Source organism: Planktothrix sp. PCC 11201, assembly GCF_900009135.1.
Taxonomy (GTDB): domain Bacteria; phylum Cyanobacteriota; class Cyanobacteriia; order Cyanobacteriales; family Microcoleaceae; genus Planktothrix.
In genome coordinates this window covers 452,934-475,502 of sequence record NZ_LT797710.1, presented here as the reverse complement: position 1 = coordinate 475,502, position 22,569 = coordinate 452,934, and the positions used below count along the sequence as shown (strand labels likewise).

22 protein-coding genes (1 of these 22 cut by a window edge) are annotated in these 22,569 nt (G+C 39.5%); 18 read left to right on the top strand and 4 right to left on the bottom strand.

Annotated features, from left to right (window positions below; all coding sequences use genetic code 11):
- Positions 1-61: 61 nt before the first annotated feature.
- The 15 genes from PL11201_RS21445 to PL11201_RS21380 all read left to right on the top strand — a co-directional run bounded on the left by PL11201_RS21445 (position 62) and on the right by PL11201_RS21380 (position 12,599).
- Entirely contained in the window at positions 62-1,408 is a 1,347-nt protein-coding gene (locus PL11201_RS21445) for a dihydroorotase (RefSeq protein ID WP_079680876.1), read from the top strand.
- Positions 1,409-1,475: 67 nt separating this feature from the next.
- Positions 1,476-2,774, top strand: a complete 1,299-nt coding sequence (locus tag PL11201_RS21440) for a DNA cytosine methyltransferase (protein ID WP_079680875.1) — start codon at positions 1,476-1,478, stop codon at positions 2,772-2,774.
- A gap of 101 nt (positions 2,775-2,875) precedes the next feature.
- The gene (deoC, locus tag PL11201_RS21435; RefSeq protein ID WP_079680874.1) at positions 2,876-3,556 is read left to right on the top strand and encodes a deoxyribose-phosphate aldolase; all 681 of its coding nucleotides are present in this window, start codon (positions 2,876-2,878) and stop codon (positions 3,554-3,556) included.
- 13 nt (positions 3,557-3,569) lie between these two features.
- Positions 3,570-4,502: a DNA repair protein RecO gene (gene recO / locus PL11201_RS21430; protein ID WP_079680873.1), complete on the top strand. Its 933-nt coding sequence runs from the start codon at positions 3,570-3,572 to the stop codon at positions 4,500-4,502.
- 164 nt (positions 4,503-4,666) lie between these two features.
- Entirely contained in the window at positions 4,667-5,947 is a 1,281-nt protein-coding gene (locus PL11201_RS21425; RefSeq protein ID WP_200816830.1) for an RNA-guided endonuclease InsQ/TnpB family protein, read from the top strand.
- Between the two features lie 118 nt (positions 5,948-6,065).
- Positions 6,066-7,544 (top strand): MFS transporter, encoded by a 1,479-nt coding sequence (locus tag PL11201_RS21420; RefSeq protein ID WP_079680872.1) that lies wholly within the window; start codon positions 6,066-6,068, stop codon positions 7,542-7,544.
- A 58-nt stretch (positions 7,545-7,602) separates the two neighbouring features.
- Positions 7,603-8,217, top strand: a complete 615-nt coding sequence (locus PL11201_RS21415) for a hypothetical protein (RefSeq protein ID WP_079680871.1) — start codon at positions 7,603-7,605, stop codon at positions 8,215-8,217.
- A gap of 89 nt (positions 8,218-8,306) precedes the next feature.
- Positions 8,307-9,542, top strand: a complete 1,236-nt coding sequence (locus tag PL11201_RS21410) for an LL-diaminopimelate aminotransferase (protein ID WP_079680870.1) — start codon at positions 8,307-8,309, stop codon at positions 9,540-9,542.
- A 138-nt stretch (positions 9,543-9,680) separates the two neighbouring features.
- A complete protein-coding gene (locus PL11201_RS26555; RefSeq protein WP_159451567.1) occupies positions 9,681-9,857 on the top strand; it encodes a hypothetical protein in 177 nt (58 codons plus the stop codon).
- A 181-nt stretch (positions 9,858-10,038) separates the two neighbouring features.
- Positions 10,039-10,953 (top strand): hypothetical protein, encoded by a 915-nt coding sequence (locus PL11201_RS21405; RefSeq protein ID WP_079680869.1) that lies wholly within the window; start codon positions 10,039-10,041, stop codon positions 10,951-10,953.
- Between the two features lie 3 nt (positions 10,954-10,956).
- Positions 10,957-11,292 carry a GIY-YIG nuclease family protein gene (locus PL11201_RS27560; protein ID WP_079680868.1) on the top strand — a complete coding sequence of 112 codons (336 nt, stop codon included), beginning with the start codon at positions 10,957-10,959 and terminating at the stop codon, positions 11,290-11,292.
- Between the two features lie 77 nt (positions 11,293-11,369).
- Positions 11,370-11,675 (top strand): hypothetical protein, encoded by a 306-nt coding sequence (locus tag PL11201_RS21395; protein ID WP_079680867.1) that lies wholly within the window; start codon positions 11,370-11,372, stop codon positions 11,673-11,675.
- On the top strand, positions 11,654-11,908 hold the full coding sequence (locus PL11201_RS21390; protein WP_079680866.1) for an addiction module protein: 255 nt from the start codon (positions 11,654-11,656) through the stop codon (positions 11,906-11,908). Before PL11201_RS21395 ends, PL11201_RS21390 begins: the two co-directional genes overlap by 22 nt.
- 43 nt (positions 11,909-11,951) lie before the next feature.
- Complete coding sequence (locus PL11201_RS21385; RefSeq protein ID WP_079680865.1) at positions 11,952-12,191, top strand: ribbon-helix-helix domain-containing protein; 240 nt, start codon at positions 11,952-11,954, stop codon at positions 12,189-12,191.
- Between the two features lie 105 nt (positions 12,192-12,296).
- Positions 12,297-12,599: a type II toxin-antitoxin system VapC family toxin gene (locus tag PL11201_RS21380; protein ID WP_200816845.1), complete on the top strand. Its 303-nt coding sequence runs from the start codon at positions 12,297-12,299 to the stop codon at positions 12,597-12,599.
- A 152-nt stretch (positions 12,600-12,751) separates the two neighbouring features.
- Here the strand turns inward: PL11201_RS21380 and rppA are convergent, their stop codons facing one another.
- Both rppA and PL11201_RS21370 read right to left on the bottom strand, forming a co-directional pair.
- Positions 12,752-13,432 carry a two-component system response regulator RppA gene (rppA, locus tag PL11201_RS21375; RefSeq protein WP_079680864.1) on the bottom strand — a complete coding sequence of 227 codons (681 nt, stop codon included), beginning with the start codon at positions 13,430-13,432 and terminating at the stop codon, positions 12,752-12,754.
- Positions 13,433-13,695: 263 nt separating this feature from the next.
- Complete coding sequence (locus PL11201_RS21370; RefSeq protein WP_234996793.1) at positions 13,696-14,406, bottom strand: glutathione S-transferase family protein; 711 nt, start codon at positions 14,404-14,406, stop codon at positions 13,696-13,698.
- Between the two features lie 34 nt (positions 14,407-14,440).
- Between PL11201_RS21370 and hisG the strand changes: the two genes are divergently transcribed.
- Positions 14,441-15,085 (top strand): ATP phosphoribosyltransferase, encoded by a 645-nt coding sequence (hisG, locus tag PL11201_RS21365; RefSeq protein ID WP_079680863.1) that lies wholly within the window; start codon positions 14,441-14,443, stop codon positions 15,083-15,085.
- A gap of 11 nt (positions 15,086-15,096) precedes the next feature.
- Here the strand turns inward: hisG and PL11201_RS21360 are convergent, their stop codons facing one another.
- Positions 15,097-16,845 carry a two-component system response regulator gene (locus PL11201_RS21360; RefSeq protein ID WP_079680862.1) on the bottom strand — a complete coding sequence of 583 codons (1,749 nt, stop codon included), beginning with the start codon at positions 16,843-16,845 and terminating at the stop codon, positions 15,097-15,099.
- 570 nt (positions 16,846-17,415) lie between these two features.
- On the opposite strand from PL11201_RS21360, the gene PL11201_RS21355 reads away from it, so the two are divergent.
- The gene (locus PL11201_RS21355) at positions 17,416-19,263 is read left to right on the top strand and encodes an ABC transporter ATP-binding protein (RefSeq protein ID WP_079680861.1); all 1,848 of its coding nucleotides are present in this window, start codon (positions 17,416-17,418) and stop codon (positions 19,261-19,263) included.
- A gap of 62 nt (positions 19,264-19,325) precedes the next feature.
- Here PL11201_RS21355 and PL11201_RS21350 read toward each other — a convergent pair whose 3' ends face one another.
- On the bottom strand, positions 19,326-21,557 hold the full coding sequence (locus tag PL11201_RS21350) for an AAA family ATPase (protein ID WP_079680860.1): 2,232 nt from the start codon (positions 21,555-21,557) through the stop codon (positions 19,326-19,328).
- Positions 21,558-21,752: 195 nt separating this feature from the next.
- Between PL11201_RS21350 and PL11201_RS21345 the strand changes: the two genes are divergently transcribed.
- On the top strand, positions 21,753-22,569 hold the 5' portion of the coding sequence (locus PL11201_RS21345; protein ID WP_079680859.1) for an FtsX-like permease family protein. Its footprint extends 437 nt past the window's final position; the window shows 817 of its 1,254 coding nt (coding positions 1-817); it begins with the start codon at positions 21,753-21,755; its stop codon lies off the right edge, out of view.

Sequence of the window (22,569 nt, the reverse complement as noted above, 5' to 3'; positions counted from 1 at the left end):
GTTGACACTAATGCGTGGCACGTCTCTACTGCACCCTAAAACCAACACCTGATACTGGAATATGAATTGTCAACTTTTAAAGCAAGTTCGTGTAATTGATCCGGTTTCTAAACGAGATCAAATTGCTGATATTTTGGTGATTGATGGTTATATTAAAACCATTGAATCTGAAATTAATGATTATCCAGAAAATACCCTAATTATTAATAGGGAAGGCTTGATTTTAGGGCCGGGATTAGTTGATTTATATAGTCAGAGTGGGGAGCCGGGATTTGAAGAAAGGGAAAACTTAAATTCTTTATTGAATGCTGCTGCTGCTGGCGGATTTACTCGGTTAGCAGTTTTACCGAATACTATTCCAGCCATTGATAACCCGGCAACGGTCACATTATTACAACAAAGATCGGAAAAAGTTACTATTCTCAATTATGAGTTTCAGCGTCCAAAATTATATCTTTGGGGTGCATTAACCCAAGATGTTGCAGGTCAACAAATGACGGAATTGAGTGAATTAGCAGATGCGGATATTGTGGGTTTTACTGAGGGTAAACCTCTGGAAAATTTAGCCTTATTAAGAAGAATATTAGAATATTTAAAACCTTTAAATAAACCCTTAGCCTTATATCCGTTTAATAGCCAATTAGCCGTTAATGGAGTCATGCGAGAGGGGCATGATTCCATCTTATGTGGTTTGCCCGGAATCCCCCAATTTGCGGAAACCGCAGCCTTAGCCGCGATATTAGAATTAGTAGAAGTAACGGCAACTCCGGTTCATATTATGCGGGTTTCTACGGCGCGAAGTGTAGAATTAATTGCCCAAGCTAAGGCCCGTAATTTACCGATTACCGCCAGTATAAGTTGGATACACTTATTATTAAATACCGCATCTATTAATCGGATTTGGAATCGACCCTTAGAAGATGACGACCCAACAATTCTTACTTATATTCCTCTCCCCTATAACCCTAATTTAAGAGTTGATCCTCCCTTGGGAAATCCATCGGATCAACAGGCTTTAATTCAAGGACTGGAAACGGGAATTATTGATGCGATCGCCATTGATCATACCCCCTATTGTTATGAAGAAAAAACCGTTGCTTTTGCCGACGCGCCCCCGGGTGTGATTGGGTTAGAATTAGCCTTACCCCTATTATGGGAAACCTTTGTTGAGTCGGGGCGATGGTCAGCCTTAGATTTATGGGGATTTTTAAGCAGTAACCCGGCTATTTGTTTACAACAAACCCCCTATTCTATTCAACCGGATCAACCCGCAGAAATGATATTATTTGATCCTAAAAATTCTTGGGTTGTTAATGCCAATACCCTAAAATCTCGCTCTATTAATACTCCCTGGTTGGGGCAACAAATTACCGGGCGGGTGATCAAAACTTGGTCGCCTGTATGTTAGTATATCTTAGGGATTATCACAACAACTTAGACTCTAATTTAACATTTTTTAGTAAAAATAATTGACTGTGAAGACTCAAAAACGACCGATTGCTGTAGATTTGTTTGCGGGTGCGGGAGGCATGACCCTGGGTTTTGAACAGGCTGGATTTGATGTTTTAGCCGCCGTGGAAATTGACCCGATTCATTGTGCAACCCATGAATATAATTTTCCCTTTTGGCAGGTGTTTTGTCAAGGTATTGAAACCCTCAAGGGATTAGAAATTAGACGGAATTCTGAGATAGGTGATCGGGAGATTGATGTGGTGTTTGGGGGGCCACCTTGTCAGGGTTTTTCGTTAATGGGAAAACGGGCTTTTGATGATCCGAGAAATAGTTTAATGTTTCACTTTATTCGGTTAGTTGATGAATTAAAACCGAAATATTTTGTTTTAGAAAATGTTCCGGGTTTAACGGTGGGAAAACATCGACAATTTATTACTGAGATTATTGATAAGCTGCAAAGTCAGGGTTATCAAGTCGTAGAAAACTATCAAGTTTTAAATGCTTCCTATTATGGTGTCCCTCAAGATCGATCGCGTTTATTTATTTTAGGATCTCGCCAAGATTTACCCTTACCTGGTTATCCTCAACCCATCACAAAACCGCCAAAAGTTAATCCTAAAATTGATAATAAATTCAATAACTTTTCTCCCTGTCCGACGGTTTGGGATGCCATTGGAGATTTACCAAATATTGAACAATATCCTGAGTTATTCCTAAAAGATTATACCTTAGCGGAATATCAAAAACCAAGTAGTTATGCTCAATTATTGCGAGGATTACTTTCGGTTAAGGATAATTTTTCCTATCCGAGAATCTTTGAGAAAAATCTGTTAACCTGTAGCTTGCGATCGCGCCATTCTCCCACATCTACCGCCCGATTTGAAGCAACGGAATGGGGAAAAACGGAAAAAATTAGTCGATTTCATAAACTCCATCCCCAAGGTTTATGTAATACTTTAAGAGCCGGAACACCTAGCAACCGAGGCGCCTTTACTTCCCCCCGTCCAATTCATCCCTATACCCCCCGTTGTATTACGGTTAGAGAAGCCGCCCGCTTACATTCCTATCCCGACTGGTTTAGATTTCAAGGGACAAAATGGCACGGTTTTCGACAGGTAGGAAATTCTGTTCCGCCCTTATTAGCTAAAGCAGTGGCGGGGGAAATTATCAAACTTTTGGGGATAATTCCCAGTCAACCAACAGAAAAGAAAAAATTAGGTGATGATGCGTTATTATATTTGAATCTATCCCAAGCGGCCAAACACTATAATGTTGATCGCCATGTAATTGAGCCTAGAAAAAGAAAAAATCAGAGTAAATAATTTATATAAGTAGTTGCACAAAATAAATTGTTCCCTTGTACTCAAGAATTTAAAATTGCTCTATAATAGAACTAATCTCTCACTGAATTACTATAAATTCTATGGCTAAATCTATTAATCCTAAAGGATTAGATATTACTCCCTATATTGACCATACCTTACTGAATCAAACGGCAACACCGGAACAAATTCAACAGTATTGTTATGAAGCAGAAAGATATAAATTTGCCAGTGTTTGTGTGTTTCCCAGTTATGTTAAATTCGTGAAAGAATTTCTGCAAGGAAAATCACCCAAGGTTTGTACTGTGATCGGATTTCCTACCGGAGCGACAACTTCTAAGGTTAAACTCTATGAAGCTCAAGAAGCGGTTGAAAATGGCGCGACGGAGTTAGATGTGGTGATTAATTTAAGTTGGTTAAAAACTAGAAAAACCGAAGACTTGCATCGAGAAATTGCAGAAATTTGTGAAGAAACCGGACAAACGGTTAAGGCAATTATTGAAACCAGTGTACTAACGGAGGAAGAAAAATGTTTAGCCGTTGAGGTCTTAATGGATACGGGAATTGCCTATATTAAAACCAGTACGGGATGGTATGGTGGGGCGACCGTTGCCGATATTGAATTGATTAAATCCGTGACCAAAGGACGCATCGGAATTAAAGCCTCCGGTGGCATTAGTACCTACCAACAAGCGGTTGATTTAATTGTAGCAGGAGCCACTCGTTTAGGCACTTCTCGCGCCGTTGATATTTTGAAAACAGAAACTAAAAAAGAGAGTTAATAGACAAGATTCAATGAGTAAAACCTATAGTGCTACGGGGATTAATTTAAAAGCCCAACCCTTTGGAGAATCCGATCGACTTTTAACCATTTTAACCCGGGAATTTGGCTTAATTAAAGCCATTGCCCCCGGAGCTAGAAAAGCAAAATCTTCCCTAGGGGGACGGAGTGAATTATTTGTTGTCAATCAATTATTAATTGCGAAAGGGCGATCGCTCGATAAAATAACCCAAGCCGAAACCGTCACCACCTATGGAGGCTTAAGTAAAAATTTAGGTAAATTAGCCGCTAGTCAATATTTAGCAGAATTAGTCCTCAGTCAAGCCCTCGGCGACCATCAGCAAGAGGATTTATTTATCCTCCTGAATGAACATTTAAACCGTTTACAAACTCTTTCTAATTCCCATTTAGTTGCTAATTCTACTCAAATTATTGCCTGTTTAACCCAAGGAATTTTCCATCTTCTCGCCCTAGCGGGAACCGCACCTCAAGTCCAATTATGTTGTTTAACTCAACGACGACTTCAGCCTAATTTTACCGATGAACATTGGCGGGTTGGGTTTAGTATTGAGACCGGGGGAATTATTAATTTATCGGAGTGGACTCCATCCGCTCTCAAACCGAAAAAACCGATTCCCGTTGCCTCAAAAACCCCTATACTTAAGGAGTCTGGGAACCTTTACACCATAGAAAGTGTGCCTCAACCTCAACTGAAAATTAATACAAAACTGACCGCCGGACAGTTAGCAATTCTGCAACACTTAGCCCAACCTGAACTCCTTGACCCAGAGGTGTCATCCCGATCTGAACTGATTCTGGCTTGGGACTGGATGACCGTAGAACGGACATTACGGCAATATACAGAATATCATTTAGGGTGTTGTATCCGTTCCGCGTCGCTGATTGATACCTTTACCCACCAATTTATTATTGATCCCCCGTTTTAATATTAGTCATGCCACCGATCCAATTAATCATAAAGTCAGGATGGGAGTGTGGAAACGAGCGTGTCTTTAGACCTGAGAGGAAACACGACCCAGGGGAATTTATTCCCCTAGAAATATGTAGTTATGCTATCATAAAAAACAACATGGTCGTGATAGTCGAGTCAATGACTAAGACAAGTAAAACAATGGGAGTACAGCAAACATTATTGTCTCCAGATCCAGAAACCCGTGCATTATTAGAATACCTTTGTCAACAATCAGGTAAATTGTACAACACGGGAATTTATTTTGCTCGTCAAACATTGTTTAAGACGGGTAAGTTACTAACTGGAAAGTTTGATTTAGCATCCGAACCATCGGTATCAAAATCTTTATTGGCACAATCAATGCCATCAACACCGATGCAGCAAACGTTAATATCGGTAACAGAATCCTTTAAATCTTTTAAGAATCTAAGGGATCTGTACATCACAGGTCAATTACATTTTCGACCTAAACCTCCTGGTTATTTAAAAGGTTCTAAACTGTTTAAAGTTGCCTACCCGAATTCGGGAGGACAAAGACCAACATTAATTGATTGTCAACTTAGATTTGCCCTCGGAACAACAGTTAAAAGATGGTTTGGGGTATCTGAATTTTTCTTACCGATGCCATCAAACCTTGATTATTCCAAGGTTAAAGAGTTTACAATTTTACCCAAGAATGGTGCTTTTTACTTAGAAATGTCTTATGAAGTAGAAAAACAAAAACACAATTTAGATATTAACCAAGCCTTGTCTATTGATTTAGGGACTGCTGATAATTTAGCAGCTTGTGTTGATACTTTGGGAAATTCTTTTCTAGTTGATGCCAGAGCGATGAAAGCTATGAATCAACTTTGGAATAAAAAGGTATCAACCCGCCAAGAAGGTAAACCCCAAGGATATTGGGATAATTGGTTGGATCATGTAACTCGTAAACGCAATCACCAAATGCGTGACGGGATTAATAAAGCTGCTAAACAAATTATCAACCATTGCCTAAAATCCGGTATTGGAACTTTGGTGATGGGTTGGAATGAAGGATTTAAAATTCATGCAAATCTAGGGAATTTGAACAATCAAAAGTTTGTTCAAATGCCTTTGGGTAAATTAAAATCCCGTGTCAAACAACTTTGTGATTTACACGGGATTAGGTTTATTGAAACCGAGGAAGCCTATACTTCAAAAGCTAGTTTCTTAGATGGAGACTCCCTGCCTAAATACGGTGAAAAACCGATGGGGTGGAAAGCATCTGGAAACAGAATTAAGCGTGGTCTTTATCGGACGTCTGATGGTTTTGTTGTTAACGCTGACTTAAATGGTGCAGCTAATATTCTAAGAAAAGTATCGGGAAGATTAGGTATATCACTTAATCAACTCAGTAGACGATCCTTGGCAATCGTAGCGAGAATTAGATTAAACTAATTCTGTCCGCAGAATCTCACTGTCTTCAGGCCTGAGAGTGTCAATAAAATGTTAGGGAGAGAGTGTCTATTTTCGCTCAAACCTGACTGCTCTTAGAATACTGATTTAAAATTATAAGATGCGATCGCCAGATTTAGAAAAAAACTTGAAATTCCATCCACCCTTAGCCATTATGAAAGATTGGGAGACAGACTCCTTGATAGAAATTACCCCGTCTAGTTCCGCAGAATTGGACAATGGAAAAAATAATTACGATCACAATAGCCCTATTCCTGAACCCCCAGGGGAACAAGAAAGGGGATTTTTACCCGTCCTAAGAAACAAAAATTTCCTCGCCCTTTGGAGTGGACAACTGTTTTCTCAACTGGCGGATAAGGTTTATTTAGTATTAATGATTGCCATTATTTCGACTCGCTTTCAACAGGCTGATCAAACCATTAGTGGTTGGGTATCGGCAATTATGATGGCGTTTACTATTCCGGCAATTTTGTTTGGAGCGGGTGCGGGAGTATTTGTTGATCGATGGTCAAAAAAAGCGGTTTTAGTGATTACCAATCTATTACGCGGGGGTTTAGTTATGGCTTTACCCCTAATTTTATGGCTGTTTCAAGATCAATATTTTGGTCTGTTACCCGTAGGATTTTATATTTTATTAATTACTACTTTTTTAGTCTCTACCCTGACTCAATTTTTTGCCCCGGCGGAACAATCAGCGATTCCTTTAGTCGTGGAAAAACGTCATTTATTATCCGCGAATTCTCTGTATACTACAACCATGATGGCTTCGGTAATTGTAGGGTTTGCGGTGGGAGAACCCCTATTAGCCCTGGCGGATTTAATTGCTAATCAAATCGGTTTACAATCCATCGGAAAAGAATTAATTGTCGGGGGAGAATATGTGATTGCCGGGTTGATTTTAATGCTTTTAAATACCCAAGAAAAAAACAATAATTCCAACCATGAACAACCCCATATTTTAGAAGATTTACGGGATGGAATTCGTTATTTAAGCAATCATACTTTGATTAGAAATGCTTTACTCCAATTAATTATTCTGTTTTCAATTTTTGCCGCCCTAGCGGTTTTAGCCGTGCGTTTAGCGGAAATTATTCCCGAGATTAGTTCCTCCCAGTTTGGCTTTCTCTTAGCTGCTGGAGGGGCGGGAATGGGTCTTGGAGCAACGCTTCTGGGGCATCTGGGGCATCGATTTACTCATTTTCAATTGGCGTTAATGGGTTCTTTTGGAGTCGCCGGATCATTAGGGGGATTATCCCTCTTTAATGAACAATTATGGCCGACTTTAATCTTAATTTTCGGCTTAGGAATTTTTGGGGCAATTGTAGCAATTCCCATGCAAACCACAATTCAAGCGGAAACCCCGGAAGCAATGCGCGGAAAAGTCTTTGGTCTTCAGAATAATGCGATTAATATTGCCTTGAGTTTACCCTTAGCTTTAGCGGGATTTGCGGAAACCTTAATTGGGTTATCTAATGTGTTTTTGAGTTTAGCAGGATTAGCGATCGCCGGGGGTTTTATTACTTGGTTAATCTCTCGAAATGCACCCCATATTATAGAAGGAGAGGGGGAAAAATTCTAGGGTATGTAAGCGTTCTTTGTACCCACCCACAACCAACCTTCAATAACCTTAAAATCCCATGGAAAATGATATTCTGCTGTTAGAAAAAGTAGCTCAATTTGTGTTAACAGGTAATGGAGAAAAGCCCAATTCTTCTATTGTCGCTGAAACCTTAATTCGATGTGAAAATCAAGCCAAAAAAACTAAAGAAAAACATAGCTTTGAATCCTTGATTGGAAACTGGCGACTCTGTTGGGTGAGTGGAACCCAGAAAATCCGTAAACAAGCCGGATTTGTTAAAGGTGGCGGACTTTATATTCCCAGTTTTTTGAATTTACAAATTATTTATTCTCGACATCCCCATCCCCTATTAAAAATAGAAAAACCCCCAGAAATAGACGCAGGAATTATTCAAAATTGTGTTAAATTAAATCAGTTTAATTTAACTCTAACTGGCCCCGCAAAGTTTTTAGATAAAAAGAATATTCTCGCCTTCGATTTTACCTATGTTACCTCCAAACTTTTTGGCTTAAATCTCTATGAAGGTAAAATGCCTGGAACCTCCAGCAATTCTGAAAAATTTTATCAAGATTCTATTAAGAATCAAGCCTTTTTTGCCTTTTTTGTGATTACTCCCAATCTAATTGCAGCTAGGGGTCGAGGCGGTGGTCTTGCCCTGTGGACAAAAGTTTGAAAAAGCGATCCCAAACCCTTGTATGATAGAAGGTTCAGTTACTTTTGAACACTGAAATTACACCCTAAATTTTGCATTGGTAATCAACTATGGCAACCCTTAACGATAACTATCTCAAACTCAAAGCCGGATATCTATTTCCCGAAATTGCCCGCCGGGTGAATGCTTTTGCAGAAGCCAACCCCGACGCCAAAATCATCCGTTTAGGCATTGGGGACGTCACCGAACCCTTACCCGCAGCCTGCCGTCAAGCCATGCTTCAGGCCGTCGAAGACATGGGCAACCGTGACACCTTCAAAGGTTACGGCCCGGAACAGGGTTATGGTTGGTTACGCGAAAAAATTGCCGCCCACGATTTCCAAGCTAGAGGTTGCGATATTTCCGCCGATGAAATCTTCATTTCCGACGGTTCAAAATGCGATACCGGAAATATTTTAGATATTTTTGGAGATGATAATATTATCGCCGTCACTGACCCGGTTTATCCCGTTTATGTCGATACAAATGTGATGGCAGGACACACGGGAGATGCTAATGAAAATGGAGAATATGGGGGTTTAGTTTATATTCCAATTACGGCGGAAAATAATTTTACTGCTGCTATTCCGACCCAAAAAGTGGATTTAATTTATCTGTGTTTTCCTAATAATCCCACGGGGGCAACGGCAACTAAAGAACACTTAACCGCCTGGGTCGAATACGCTAAAGCTAACGGTTCTATTATATTATATGATGCGGCTTATGAAGCGTTTATTTCTGACCCGAATTTACCCCGTTCTATCTATGAAATTCCTGGGGCAAAAGACTGTGCGATTGAGTTTCGTTCTTTCTCCAAAACCGCCGGATTTACGGGAACTCGTTGTGCGTTTACGGTAGTTCCAAAAACCTTAACCGCTAAAGCTAAAGATGGTTCCGATGTGGAATTATGGAAGTTATGGAATCGTCGTCAAGCGACTAAATTTAACGGTGTTTCCTATATTATTCAACGGGCGGCGGAGGCGGTTTATTCAGACGCAGGAAAAGCTCAAGTTAAGGCGTTAATTCAATTTTATATGGAAAATGCCCAAATTATTCGGGAGCAATTAACGGCGGCGGGATTAAGTGTTTATGGGGGAGAAAATGCCCCCTATGTTTGGGTGAAAACACCTCAAGGTTTATCGAGTTGGGATTTCTTCGATAAGCTGTTACAAACCTGTAATGTTGTGGGAACTCCGGGTTCTGGTTTCGGTGCGGCGGGGGAGGGTTATTTCCGTATTTCTGCTTTCAATAGTCGGGAAAATGTAGAAGAAGCTATGCGTCGAATTACCGAGAAGTTTAAGGTTTAAATTGTTGGGTGGGCATTGCCCACCTTGTTGCATCTAGTAAAACCAGAAACAACCTCATGGGGTTGACCCTATGGCAAAAATGACTTATCATTGCCATAGGGTCAACCCCATAGCAATTTATCAAATAAGGAAGCACCTATGACGCAACCCAAGAAATTCGGTGAAGAGCCAGAAGGTTCATACGGGAAAAACAAGACGATAACCATTGGCGGAATTCCTATGACAGTTTACATGATGCCTAATGGTGAATATCGATGGTCAATGAGACAAGTTAGTAAAGCACTTGGATTCAATGGAGGAATGAAGGATGGTTAAGCGAAACCCTGTGAGCAAAAGGTAATGCTTTTTAGCTTAGGTTGAGGTACAGAATTTACTAGATACATAGTTGCATCTAGTAAACAAAGAAAAAACCTCATGGGGTTGACCCTATGGCAAAAATGGCTTATCATTGCCATAGGGTTAACCCCATAGCAATTTATCAAATAAGGAAGCACCTATGACGCAACTCAAAAAATTCGCTGAAGAGCCAGAAGTTTCATACGGGAAGAACAAGATGATAACCATTGGCGGAATTCCTATGCCAATCTCCATGATGCCTAATGGTGAATATCGATGGTCAATGAGACAAGCTAGTAAAGCAGTTGGATTCAATGAAGGATGGTTAAGCGAAACCCTGCGAGCAAAAGGTAATGCTTTACATAGGTTGAAAGGCTATGGTTTTAAAGGAGACTATGAATCTCAACAAGAACAAGGCTTTATTGAGAGCTATTTGATTTCAACTGAAGACTTTATGGCGGTTATAATGTATGCCGTCCTTGTAGGAGAGCGCCGACCTGCAATTAGTTTGATGGCGGCTGCGATGCAGGAGACATTAGAACGTAGAGCAGATCACGCTTTTGGAGTAGTAAGAGATGAAGATGAATACATCCAAAAGTTTGAGTATCGTAATGCGTCAATTATGCTCAATATAGATTTAAGGGCAGCAATTGGAGAATGGATTGAAAATAATCAAAGTTCAATTCAAGAGTATACTAAAGAATACTCTATAAGAGGTGGAGCTAGGGGAATATATGCTTCTGCTCTTGGTAAAATTTATCAATTTTTATTTGGTAAATATAAAAAAGAAATCAATAAACACCTAGATATAGCAGATTACAAAACACCTAAAGATCATGTTCATGTTAATCAACTACAGCGAATTACCCAGATAGAGGATTTAGCTGCAAAGTACATACGGCGTAAAGGTATGAATCCTATTGAAGCAATTGCTTCTGCTGCTGATGCCTTAATGATTGAACCGGAAGAACCTAAACTAGGAGACCGTATAACTAGACAAGATGTTCATCGGGTACTTGATGCTAAAAAGGCTTTATCAGCTAACAATAATAATAAAAACAAAAAGAAGAAGTAAATTATGGAAATTACAAATTTGCCACAAGTATCAATAAAGGATCGGCATTTTTTACCTCGAACTTCAGGAATTTACTTTGTTGTCAACGAATTAGGCGAAGTTTTGTATATTGGTAAAACCAAAAATTTGAGGCAGCGATGGCAAAATCATCATCTTATAAATTACAACTGGAGGATAGTTTATTTTGAAGCTGAATACTGTAGTTTACCCGGATTAGAAACTCAATTAATTCGTAAATTCTTACCTCGTTTGAATAAACAACATTGCCACACTGTTTACACTGTGTTGGCATACCGTAAGAAACTACTATCTTGTCTCCCTCAATCAAAGAATTTTTAAGTTAGTAACTTGGGTTGAAAAAAATACAACCCAAGACTAAACTTTTCTTTTCAGGTCAACAGGAGGATATATATAGAATGATGAACTGGAATTATCGTGTTTTTCAAGAACCTAATGGTGACTATATCATTCGTGAAGTCTTCTATGCCGAAGATGGAACAATTATCAGTTGTACACAAAATGCAGTAGAACCCATCGGTCAATCTTTAGAAACGTTAGCTAGGGATATTGAAGCTTTTCAAGAGGCGTTAACTTTACCTCTCTTAACGTTAGCCGATATTCCTATTAGTACAACTAAAAAGCGTCATGATGAACGCCATAATAATATTTCTCATGAACAGTTAATGGCAGAACTTGGATTATGCGAACCGTTGAGGAATTAATTACAGAAGCATTATCTTTACCCAGTGCATCGAGAGTGCTTCTCGTCGAGAAATTAGTCGAAAGTTTGGAGTTTGATGTTGATGAAACTATACAAACACTATGGATAACAGAAGCAAAACAGCGTCGAGATGAAATTCGGACTGGTGTAGTGCAACCGATACCAGGGGAAGAAGCATTAAGTCAGATTTTGAGGAGTGTAAATTATCTGGCTAGTACAATTTCTTATCCCTAAAGTTAATCTATAATTAAAATACCATTTACAATTTCTAAAATCTATGCCTGAAACTAAAATTAGTTTAGATGAACCCCTGCAAAATGCTCTGGCTGAAATTTCACGAGAAACGGGAAAAACTCAAAGTCAATTAATTAGCGAAGCAGTTGAACAATTAATTAAAGACTATCAACGGCAAAACCGATATTTATTAATACAACAAGCTAAAGGAGTATGGGCAGATCGAGAAGATATAGATATCCCTGATTTACAACATTTACGTCAGGAATGGCAGAGATTTTAACAATTTTTATTGGTCAATATGCCTAAGATTTTATTAATTGATACTGATGTTTTAATCGACTTTTTACGAGGGTGATCGCAAGCTGTTACTTACTTAGAAAATTTAATAGAAGAATCTATTTTAATTTCAAGTATTACTGTTGCTGAACTTTATTCAGGCGTTCGGGAAGGGAAAGAAAGAGAGGTGTTAGATACCTTTTTTCTTGCCTTTAAAATTGTACCTATTAATGAAGAAATTGCTATTAAAGGAGGATTATATCGCCGAGATTATGGAAAAAGTCATGGTGTAGGACTGGCTGATGCGTTAATTGCTGCTACTGCTGAAGTTAAACAAGCTCACTTAGTAACTTTGAATCAAAAACATTTTCCAATGCTAGATACTGTAATTGTTCCTTACAAAAAACAATAATTTATTGATCTATCCTACTAGCTCGTATAATTTTAATTGAGTTAGATCACATCATTAATAATATTTATTATGAACAATTAATGGTAGAACTTGGATTATGCGAACCATTGAAAAATTAGCACTATTTGGGGAAATTTAACCTTTAATTTTAACTATTCTCCCAAACGATATCCTTTCCCATAAACCGTGTGAATTAGGGGGATTTCCCCGGTAGTTTCGATTTTTCTTCTTAACAGGCGAATTTGTGCTGCTAATACATTGCTGCTCGGTTGTTCACCCGCTCCCCAGAGATGTTGATGAATTTGATCATGGGTTAATAATTGTCCTGGAAAGCGCATCAAATAAGCTAAAAGTTGGCTTTCTTTTTCTGATAAATCAATCATACGTCCACCTCGATAGGCGAGTTGATTATCGAGGTCTAATTCTAAGTCTAATACTTGCAAACGGTTAGAATTAACGGGGGATTCTATAACTTGATAACGACGTAATAAGGCACGAACCCTAGCTAATAATTCGCGTAATTCAAAGGGTTTCATTAAATAGTCATCTGCCCCGGCATCTAATCCTTGAACTCGATCATCTAGGGTGTCTTTTGCGGTTAAAAATAGAATCGGTGTTTGATCTGAATGCGATCGCAATTCCTGACAAATTTCTAAGCCGGATTTTTGTGGCAACATCCAATCCAAAATCAATAAATCATACGGATTTTGACGGGCTAAATCACAACCTAAATCCCCATCTGTGGCAATATCAACTGTATAGCCTTCCCGGGTTAATACCCGGCTTAAAGGTTCTGTTAATTCGACTTCATCATCAACCAATAAAATTCTCATAATTTGCTAATATTATCTCAGGATAAAGTTAATATAATTAACAATAATTTTCCCAAAATCATGGTCTGTAGGGGCGGGTTCAAATAAATCTATAATATCCACAAATAACCTACCTAAACCCGCCCCAAACTAAACCCGCCCCAAACTCAAATAAATCTATAATCAATTGAATATTAAGCAGGGTTGGGCGGGTTTTGAACAGTTATTTTTGGGAAACATAAATTTTTACAAAACCCGCCCCTACAAGTGATCATAAAAACCATTCAAAAGTGCATCATTTCTGGTTCTAAATAAGCCGCATCAATCCATTCCTGCATGGCTGGAAGTGACCAAATTTTTTCGACATAAGCCTGTTCAATTTCTCCTAACTTGACATCATAGGTAATAAATCGAGAAATAACCGGGGCAAACATCGCATCTGCAATGGTAAAATTTCCGAATAAAAATTCACCGTGAGCGCCGTATTGTTCCCGACATTCGCGCCAAATTGCCGTAATCCGATCAATATCGGTTTGTACGTCCGGTTTCATGCCTTCTCTGGGGTAACGAGTCCGACAATTCATCGGCATTTGTTGCCTTAAATTGATAAATCCGGCGTGCATTTCATAACTGATACAGCGCGCATAAGTCCGGGCTTCTAAGTTTTGCGGCCATAAATCAGGAATAAAATTTTCAGCAATATATTCACAAATGGCTAGGGATTCCCAAACCGTTAAATCTCCGTCTAATAATACCGGAACTTTTCCCGATGGAGAATAGCGCCGGATTTGTTTGTAGGTGTTGGGATTACCTAAATCAATCAAAATTTCAGAAAAATTAATTCCGGCTTGCTTCAGAAGAAACCAAGGACGCAATGACCAAGAAGAATAATTTTTGTTGCCAATCACCAGAGTTAACTGTCCCATAATCTGGTAAATAAAAGTTAGGGTAATTATTGCCGTTTCAACAGATACCGAATTTTCGGCGAACTGCACTGATCAATCCTAAATCCTATCATTTCTCATTCCTATGATCACCGTAGCACTGCCTAAAGGCGCTTTATTGATAGAAACTATTCGACTTCTGCAAGCCGTTGGACTTGATTTTAGTGCTTTTTTAGATCCCGGCAATCGACAACTGCAAATTCATGATCCCACTCAAACGGCCAAGGCGTTATTAGTGCGGGCGCAGGATGTCCCGGTTTATGTGGAATATGGTCAAGCCCAGTTAGGCATTGTTGGTTATGATGTCCTGCGGGAGAAAAAGCCTCAAGTCGCTTCACTAGTTGATCTCAAGTTTGGCAAATGCCGGATGTCGGTTGCGGTTAAACAATCGAGTCCCTATCAAATTCCGGTAGAGTTACCGCCCCATAGTCGGGTCGCTTCTAAATTTGTCCACTGTGCCAGTGAGTATTTTGAGAGTTTGGATTTACCAGTGGAAATTATACCATTATATGGCTCCGTTGAATTGGGGCCTATTACGGGAATGTCTGAAGCGATTGTAGATTTAGTTTCTACGGGTGCAACATTGCAGCAAAATGGATTAACGGAAATTGAGGTGTTATTTGAAAGTACAGCCTACTTAATTGCCCATCCCTTAAGTTATCGTTTGAATACGGGCGGACTGAAAGATTTAATTACTCAAATCCAAGCACAACTAACTGTTAAAGCGTAATTTTGGGGGATTTAATGCTCCAAAGTTGATAGGGGTTTAGTCGTTGTTTCTTGGGCGTTTGCCCTCAGCATTTGCTCAAAAACCTGGGCTTCTACGGGACGACTAAACCAATATCCTTGTAGACAATCACAGCCATAATCTCGCAAAAATTCTTGTTCGGCTTTGGTTTCTACTCCTTCTGCAATGACTCTCATCTCTAAACTATGGGCCATGACAATGGTGGCTTTAACAATGGCTGCATTTTTAATATGATGGTTAACGTCTTGAACAAAACAGCGATCTAATTTTAAGGTATCAAAGGGGAATTTTTGCAAGTAGCTTAAGGAGGAATAACCCGTCCCAAAATCATCTAAGGACAATCCGATACCTAAATTTTTGAGTTCATTGAGAATCGAAACGGAACGTTCTGGATTTTTCACTAAAACACTTTCTGTTAGTTCTAATTCTAAACAACTTGGATCTAAATTAGTTTGCTTGAGCACTTGCATCACATAGCGTCCTAAGTTCCGTTGATGAAATTTTACTCCCGAAACATTCACCGCAACGGAGATTTGAAATCCCTGATTTTGCCATTGTTTTAACTGTTGACAGACTTGACGAATCATCCATTCATCAATTTCTACAATTAAATCATTTTCTTCCGCAATACTTAAACATTCAATCGGAGGAACTAATCCCCGTTGGGGATGTCGCCACCGAAATAGAGCTTCTGCTCCGGTAATTTTTCCGGTTTTTAAGTCAAGCTGGGGTTGATAATGGATCGTAAATTCTTCTTTCTCTAAAGCATGATGCAGATCAATTTCTAAGTGAAACCGATCTTGAATTTTTGCCCAAATTTCATTTGTATAGAGAAAATAGGAATGGGTTCCCTGTTGTTGAGCCTGACGCAACGCAATATTAGCTTTGATCAGGAGGTTATCAAAATCATCATCATGTTGGGGATATAAGGAAACCCCTAAACAGCAACCTAATAATAATTTATAGTCGGAAATTTTAATCGGTTTAGATAAACAATTTAAAAGTTTTATGGCAATTTCTTCAATTTCATGATCATCGGAAATCGGAGGCAAAACCAAGGCGATTTTTTCACTTTTTAATTTAACTACAAATCCAGCCCTTTGCATTTCATCATGAATCCGATTAATCACCGCCTGGACTAAAATATCCCCATAATTTGTACCTAAATAATCTTGAAATCGTTCTAAGCGATCTAAACTTAAAATAAATACTGGAACCGACTGATCCGGTGAGATAATGTCTCTAATAATTTGTTTGAATTTACTCTGCAAATTCAATTGTGCTGATAAGTTGATATGAGATTCATCATTAAAATTTCCAACTAATTGAATCAAGGTTTCAGACTCGGAAATTGAGGTGGGATTCTGAATTTGTTCTTGTTTGTTAAATTGAGCTTGAATGGCGGCTAAGAGTTCAGATTTACTATAGGGTTTAGTTAAATAGTCATCCGCGCCCAGTTCCATCACCCGGCGTAAATTACTGCGTTCATGTTGGGCGGTTAAACAAATAAAAGGAATAGATAGGGTATCGGGGTTACTTCTTAACTGTTCTAGGACTCCATACCCATCTAAATCCGGCATAATTAAATCACATAAAACTAAATCGGGTTGTTGGTTTTGAATCATTTCGATCCCGATTTGTCCATTATCGGCTTCGAGAAGTTCAAATCCTTCAGCATGGAGAATTTTTAGTAAACTCCTACGCAATAAAACATCATCTTCAATAATTAGAATTGTTTTCATGGTTTCTACTCTATCCTCAAATTCTATTTATAGTTCCTAATAGACTATAAATCCTTTAGCTATTCATTATCTGCGATCCCAACTGGATAGGTTTCTTTAAAAAAGATAAAGAACGTTATATCCATTAAGATATATCGTTAATTCTTGAATTGATGTGATATAAAAACGACAATTATGTGAGATTTTATGCCAGAATATGTGATCTGCATCGTTAAAAAGTGACCTAAATCATCACAATTTGCGTATTTACACGGATTGAAATGGTTTAAAAAACATTTTTTCCCTAAATTTGAGGCTTTGGGGTATAACAGGCCGCGTCGTGAGCCCCATTCGACAAGCTCATGACAGGCTTCGACTTCGCTCAGGAGAGCCTTGTCGAACGATAATAGGGAATGAGTTTGCTGGATTTAGAAGTGTCTTAACTTTGCTGTGTAGAGCTATAGGAGTTATTTGGAGTTGGATGTCCTGGATACGGATTTTGCACCGAGGGTGTGATGCCCCAAGGTGGGATCTGACCATCAGGCGTGTTAGACTTTTGTGAAGTGAAAATCACTTAAATTTTAAGTTGGAATGACTACCCTAATTTCTCCTAACAATACCCCTCAAGAACAGAACTCCCGTGAAACAGATTGGCGCTTACTTGTGCGAATTGCTGAGTATGCAAAACGGAATCGACGGTTATTAATTTTGTGCTTGATTTTATTAATTCCCCTCTCGGTTTCCGGTGCCGTTCAACCCATTTTAATTGGACAAGCGATTTCTCTCATCCGTCAGGAACCGACAACCCATCCCTTACTCAGAGAAATGTCTCTATCGGATGGATTGAATGTTTTGGCTATTATCCTTCTAATTACTATTTTAGCTCGATTTTTATTACAATCAATTCAAGGATATTGGGTGCAAAAAATAGGTCAACAAATTACGACGGATATTCGGAATGATTTATTTGATCATGTCACTTCTTTAGCGGTGAGATTTTTTGACCGCACTCCAGTGGGACGATTAATTACCCGTTTAACTAGTGATGTTGATGCCTTGGGTGATGTATTTTCTACGGGTGCAATTGGGATTGTTAATGATTTATTTTCCATTTTAGTCATTGCCATTTTGATGTTTATGATGCAATGGAAATTAGCCTTGATTTTGGTTTTAATGATGGTTCCGGTAACGGCTGTAATTGTTTATTTTCAACAACAATACCGGAAGGCTAACTATAAATCAAGAGACGAACTTTCTAATCTTAATTCCCAATTTCAAGAAAATATGGTGGGAATTGGGGTTGTACAATTATTCCGTCGAGAAAGATTTAATTCTGAATTATTTCGAGCTACTAATCTTCGATATATTAAAGCCGTTGATCAAACTATTTTTTATGATTCGGCGGTATCCGCAACCTTAGAATGGATTGCCTTAATTGCCATTGGCGTTGTTTTGTGGTTTGGCGGCCGACAAGTTGTGGAAAATGAATTGAGTTTTGGGACGTTATCAGCTTTCATTTTATATGCCCAACGATTGTTTGATCCCCTACGACAATTTGCCGAAAAATTCACCGCCATTCAATCAGGATTAACCGCCATTGAACGGATTAATAATATTTTGAATGAACCGATAGAAATTCAGGATCTTGATCAAGTTACTGCCCATCTTTCTACCCTAGATTCTGATGATCAAAATTGGGTGCAAATGGGAGAAATTCGGTTTGAAAATGTTTGGTTTGCCTATAAAGAAGATGACTATGTGATCAAAAACCTCGATTTAACCATTCGTCCTGGGGAAAAAGTCGCCTTAGTCGGGCCAACGGGCGCCGGAAAAAGTACGATTATTCGACTCTTGTGTCGATTATATGAACCCACTCAAGGACGAATTTTAGTCGATGGCATTGATATTCGAGAGTTACGTCAAACCGAACTTAGACGTCATATTGGGGTGATTTTACAGGATGGTTTTTTATTTGCTGGAGATGTTAAAAGTAATATTACCCTAGGAGAATCCTATAGTTTGGCAGAAATTAAACAGGCTGCGGAAAAAACCAATATAAATCATTTTATTGAACAGTTACCCCAAGGATATAATACCGAACTTCGAGAACGGGGAACGAATTTATCCAGTGGTCAAAAACAACTGTTAGCCTTTGCCAGAGCAGCAATTCGGAATCCTCAAATTTTAGTTTTAGATGAAGCAACGGCTAATTTAGATGTGGGAACGGAAGTTTTAATTCAAGAAGCCTTAGAACGTCTGTTAAAAGAACGTACCGCTATTATTATTGCTCACCGTCTTTCAACGATTAGAAATGTGGATCGGATTTTAGTATTAAAACGAGGGCAATTGGTTGAGTCGGGAAGTCACGACGAACTCCTGGCACAAAATGGGTTATATGCGAGTTTATATAACTTGCAAATGTTAACAATACAGGAATAGGTAATGGTTAATTACGAATTACGAATTACGAATGGGTAATAAACTGATGACTGATAACTGATTTATATGCCCGTTGATGGAGTGGTGAGGGGTTTATTTAACTCAATCGGAGGTTGCTCTGCTGCCTCTGGGGTGGGGGTCGGCGCGGGGGAAGGTTGATCGGGTTCAACGGGGGGCTGTGCCCGTTCTACCGGAGGTTCGTAGGTGTCCACGGGGGGTTGATATTCCGGTGGCGGTGCGGGAGGATTTAACCATTGTTGCCAATCTTGGATTTGGGTCTGGGCTTGGGAATAGGCGGTGCTTTGAGGGGGAATTTTCTTTAAGATGCCAATGGCACCGGGAACATCATAGGTAGATTGATCTAAACCCAGTTGCAATAGATTTTGACCCCATTGATCAATTAGTTGCTCAACCCGACCTCTTAATTTACTGGAATTGGAGACTTGATTCGCCATTTTGATCGCCGCAGCGTAGGAGTCAGGTGTGCCAGGGGAAGCCAGAACTTCTGAATTGCGGAGATTTTCGGCATCCCGGAGTTGACTATTCCATTGGCTAATTTTGGTTTTGGCTGTGTTGTATAAGACTACACCCGAACTAATTTGTTGGGCCTGGGCGATCGCCTCGGCATAACTACCTTCGGATGCTAACTGTTCCGCCCGATCTAAGATGGGTTGATATTGTAGTCGTTGACTGCGATCCGTCCATTGAGCAATCTGATTTTGAGCATTTTCATATAATGTTCGTCCACGACCAATTTTTTGGGCCTGGGCGATCGCTTGTTTCAGGGAATCGGTATCACCAAAACTGGCCAATTGTTCCGCCGTCTCTAACAGGGGTCTATCTTCAATTTCTTCTATCCGCCTTGTCCAACTGACCATTTCGGTTTTGGCTTCGGTGCCCCTCGGGTTCGAGGCGGGGATGGTTTGGACTTGGGCAATAGCCGCCCGCAGGTCACTCACGCCCCCAGGTTGAGCTAATTGTCGCGCCCGTTCTAGGGTAGCAACATCAGCGATTGATTCTTGCCAATTGCGGATATAGGATTGGGCTTTTTGATACAGGGGCCGATCTTGACCGATTTTTTGAGCTTGGGCGATCGCATTTCTCAAGCCCACAACCGTATCTAATAAAGCCGGAACATTGGCTTTTGCTAAGACCGTAAAATCCTTAACATTTTCTTGTAAATTGGCACTACCTGGAATTTTATTCGCAATATTAATCGCTTCTTGCCAATTGCCATTTTTTAGGGTTTCTTCGGCTAAAGTCATGATTTTATTACCTATAGTGGTAATTTCTTTTTGTCCAGCATCTTTTAAATAACTCTCAGGAGAAAGTTTTTCAATTAACCCGGCTGCCTCTATCCATTTCTCTAAACTGCTTTGGGCGATCAAACTTCTAGCTTTGGCTAATTTTTGGCTATCTTCACGGGTAATAGCAATCAAATCTGTTAGTGCTTGATATTTAGTGGTTGCCCAATAATTATTTCCTAAATTCAATAATAATGTTGCTTCTTTAAACGCCAAATTTAACTTTTCTTGGCGCATTAATTCCTCAGATTTTTGATAGGTTTGTTCCGCTTCATCCCAAATAGAACGCCATTGGTCAATGCGTTTGGAAACTTGGGCGGCCGCTGGGGTATGTTCGGGGGTTTTTTCGGCGGCGGCAATGGCTTCTGAAAGTTGTCCAGCTTGAAACATCTCCTCTGCCAAATTCAAAATATCCATTGACCATTTTTCAATTTGGCGATTAATTTCAGGACGTAGGGGATGATCTTTTGATAGACTATCCACTAAATCAATGGCAACCAATAGGTCTTGAACGGTTTGTTTATTGGCGGCGGATTCTGCACAATATAACCGCAGGGAAGCCGAGGCTATGGGCCAGAAAATTTTGGGACAATTGGGTAAAGCGGGCAAACGGAACAACAGACTCATCGCTAAAACCCCAATTCCCCCCGGAACTAAAATCAACAGGGCTAAAACCAGGGGAACTAGATTAACTGGAATGGTTTTGGGTAGAACAAAGCGTTGGCGTTTTTCGGGTTGAGGAGAAGATGACCCTTGAGACGGCTGATAAAGAACAATCTGGTTGGCTGTTTCGGTTAATTCAGGGGAACTGGGAGTTTCATCGACCGTTACGGGTTGGGTATTGCCAGTTTCCAAACTCGTGCAAAGTTCTTTGAGCCATTGGGCACGACTTTTTCTCACCAGGGAACGAATGGGAATTTGGGGTGAACTCCCTGAAGCAGTCTTGTTAGAAGATTGGCTTTGACTTTGTTCTTGTTGGTTTTCGCTCATCACAATTAACTCAAACAGCTTGAAGCAGACTAAGATTCTAAACCCATTCAACGCCAGGGGGACACAAGAGGGTTCTTGGGTGTTATAGCATTACGGAGACTCAAACAGCAAGGGGATCAAGGGAGGGAAGGAGGGCAGGGTTACAGGTAACGACTGTTATCCTTATATAATAGCCCTGTCCCTGCCCTCTAACCTATGGCTTCCCTTGCTCGAAAAAACCTATTTGAAGACATTCCCCGTTTTTTGGTCGCTCAAGCTGGGATTATGTTTGCTGTTAGTTTAGTGACAATTCAAAATGGGATTTTAACCGGGTTTATTCGTTCTTCTTCCATCCTAATTGATCACTCGAAAGCAGATTTTTGGATCGCTTCTAAGGACATGATTCACTTAGAGTTAACCATGCCAATTTCTTTGGAACGGATGACCCAAGCTCAGGCTGTTAATGGCGTTGAACGAGCAGAAGCCTTTATTTTTAGAAATGCCCGTTGGCGTGATCCCCTAGAGAATAAAATTCATGCCGTTACCGTGGTAGGTTCCGACCCCAATGGAGAATTATTTTCCCCTTGGAATATTATTCAAGGAGATGCTAATGCTTTAAAAAATCCCTATACAATTATGGTCGATGAGAGCAAATTAAATGCTCTGAAAATTAAAAATATTGGTGATATTGCTAAACTCGGAGGATTAGAAGCCAAATTAGGAGGAATTACCCAGGGAACCCAATCAATTGTCAGTAATAGTTTTATCTTTACTTCTTTAAAAAATGCTAATGCTTATGTGAATAGCCCCGTAAAAACTCAAACCCTTTGTCAACTTCAAAATGATGATCTACAATGTACTCAAAGTTATGAAGATCAATCCTCTAATCAAAAACCCCTGAATTCTCCGCCCCCAAGACAATTAAATCTAGCTGATCCCATTACCTATGTTTTAATTAAAGCTAAACCCGATCAAGACTTAGCCCAACTCAAGCAAAAACTCCAAGAAACTTTACCTAATGATGTGCAAGTTT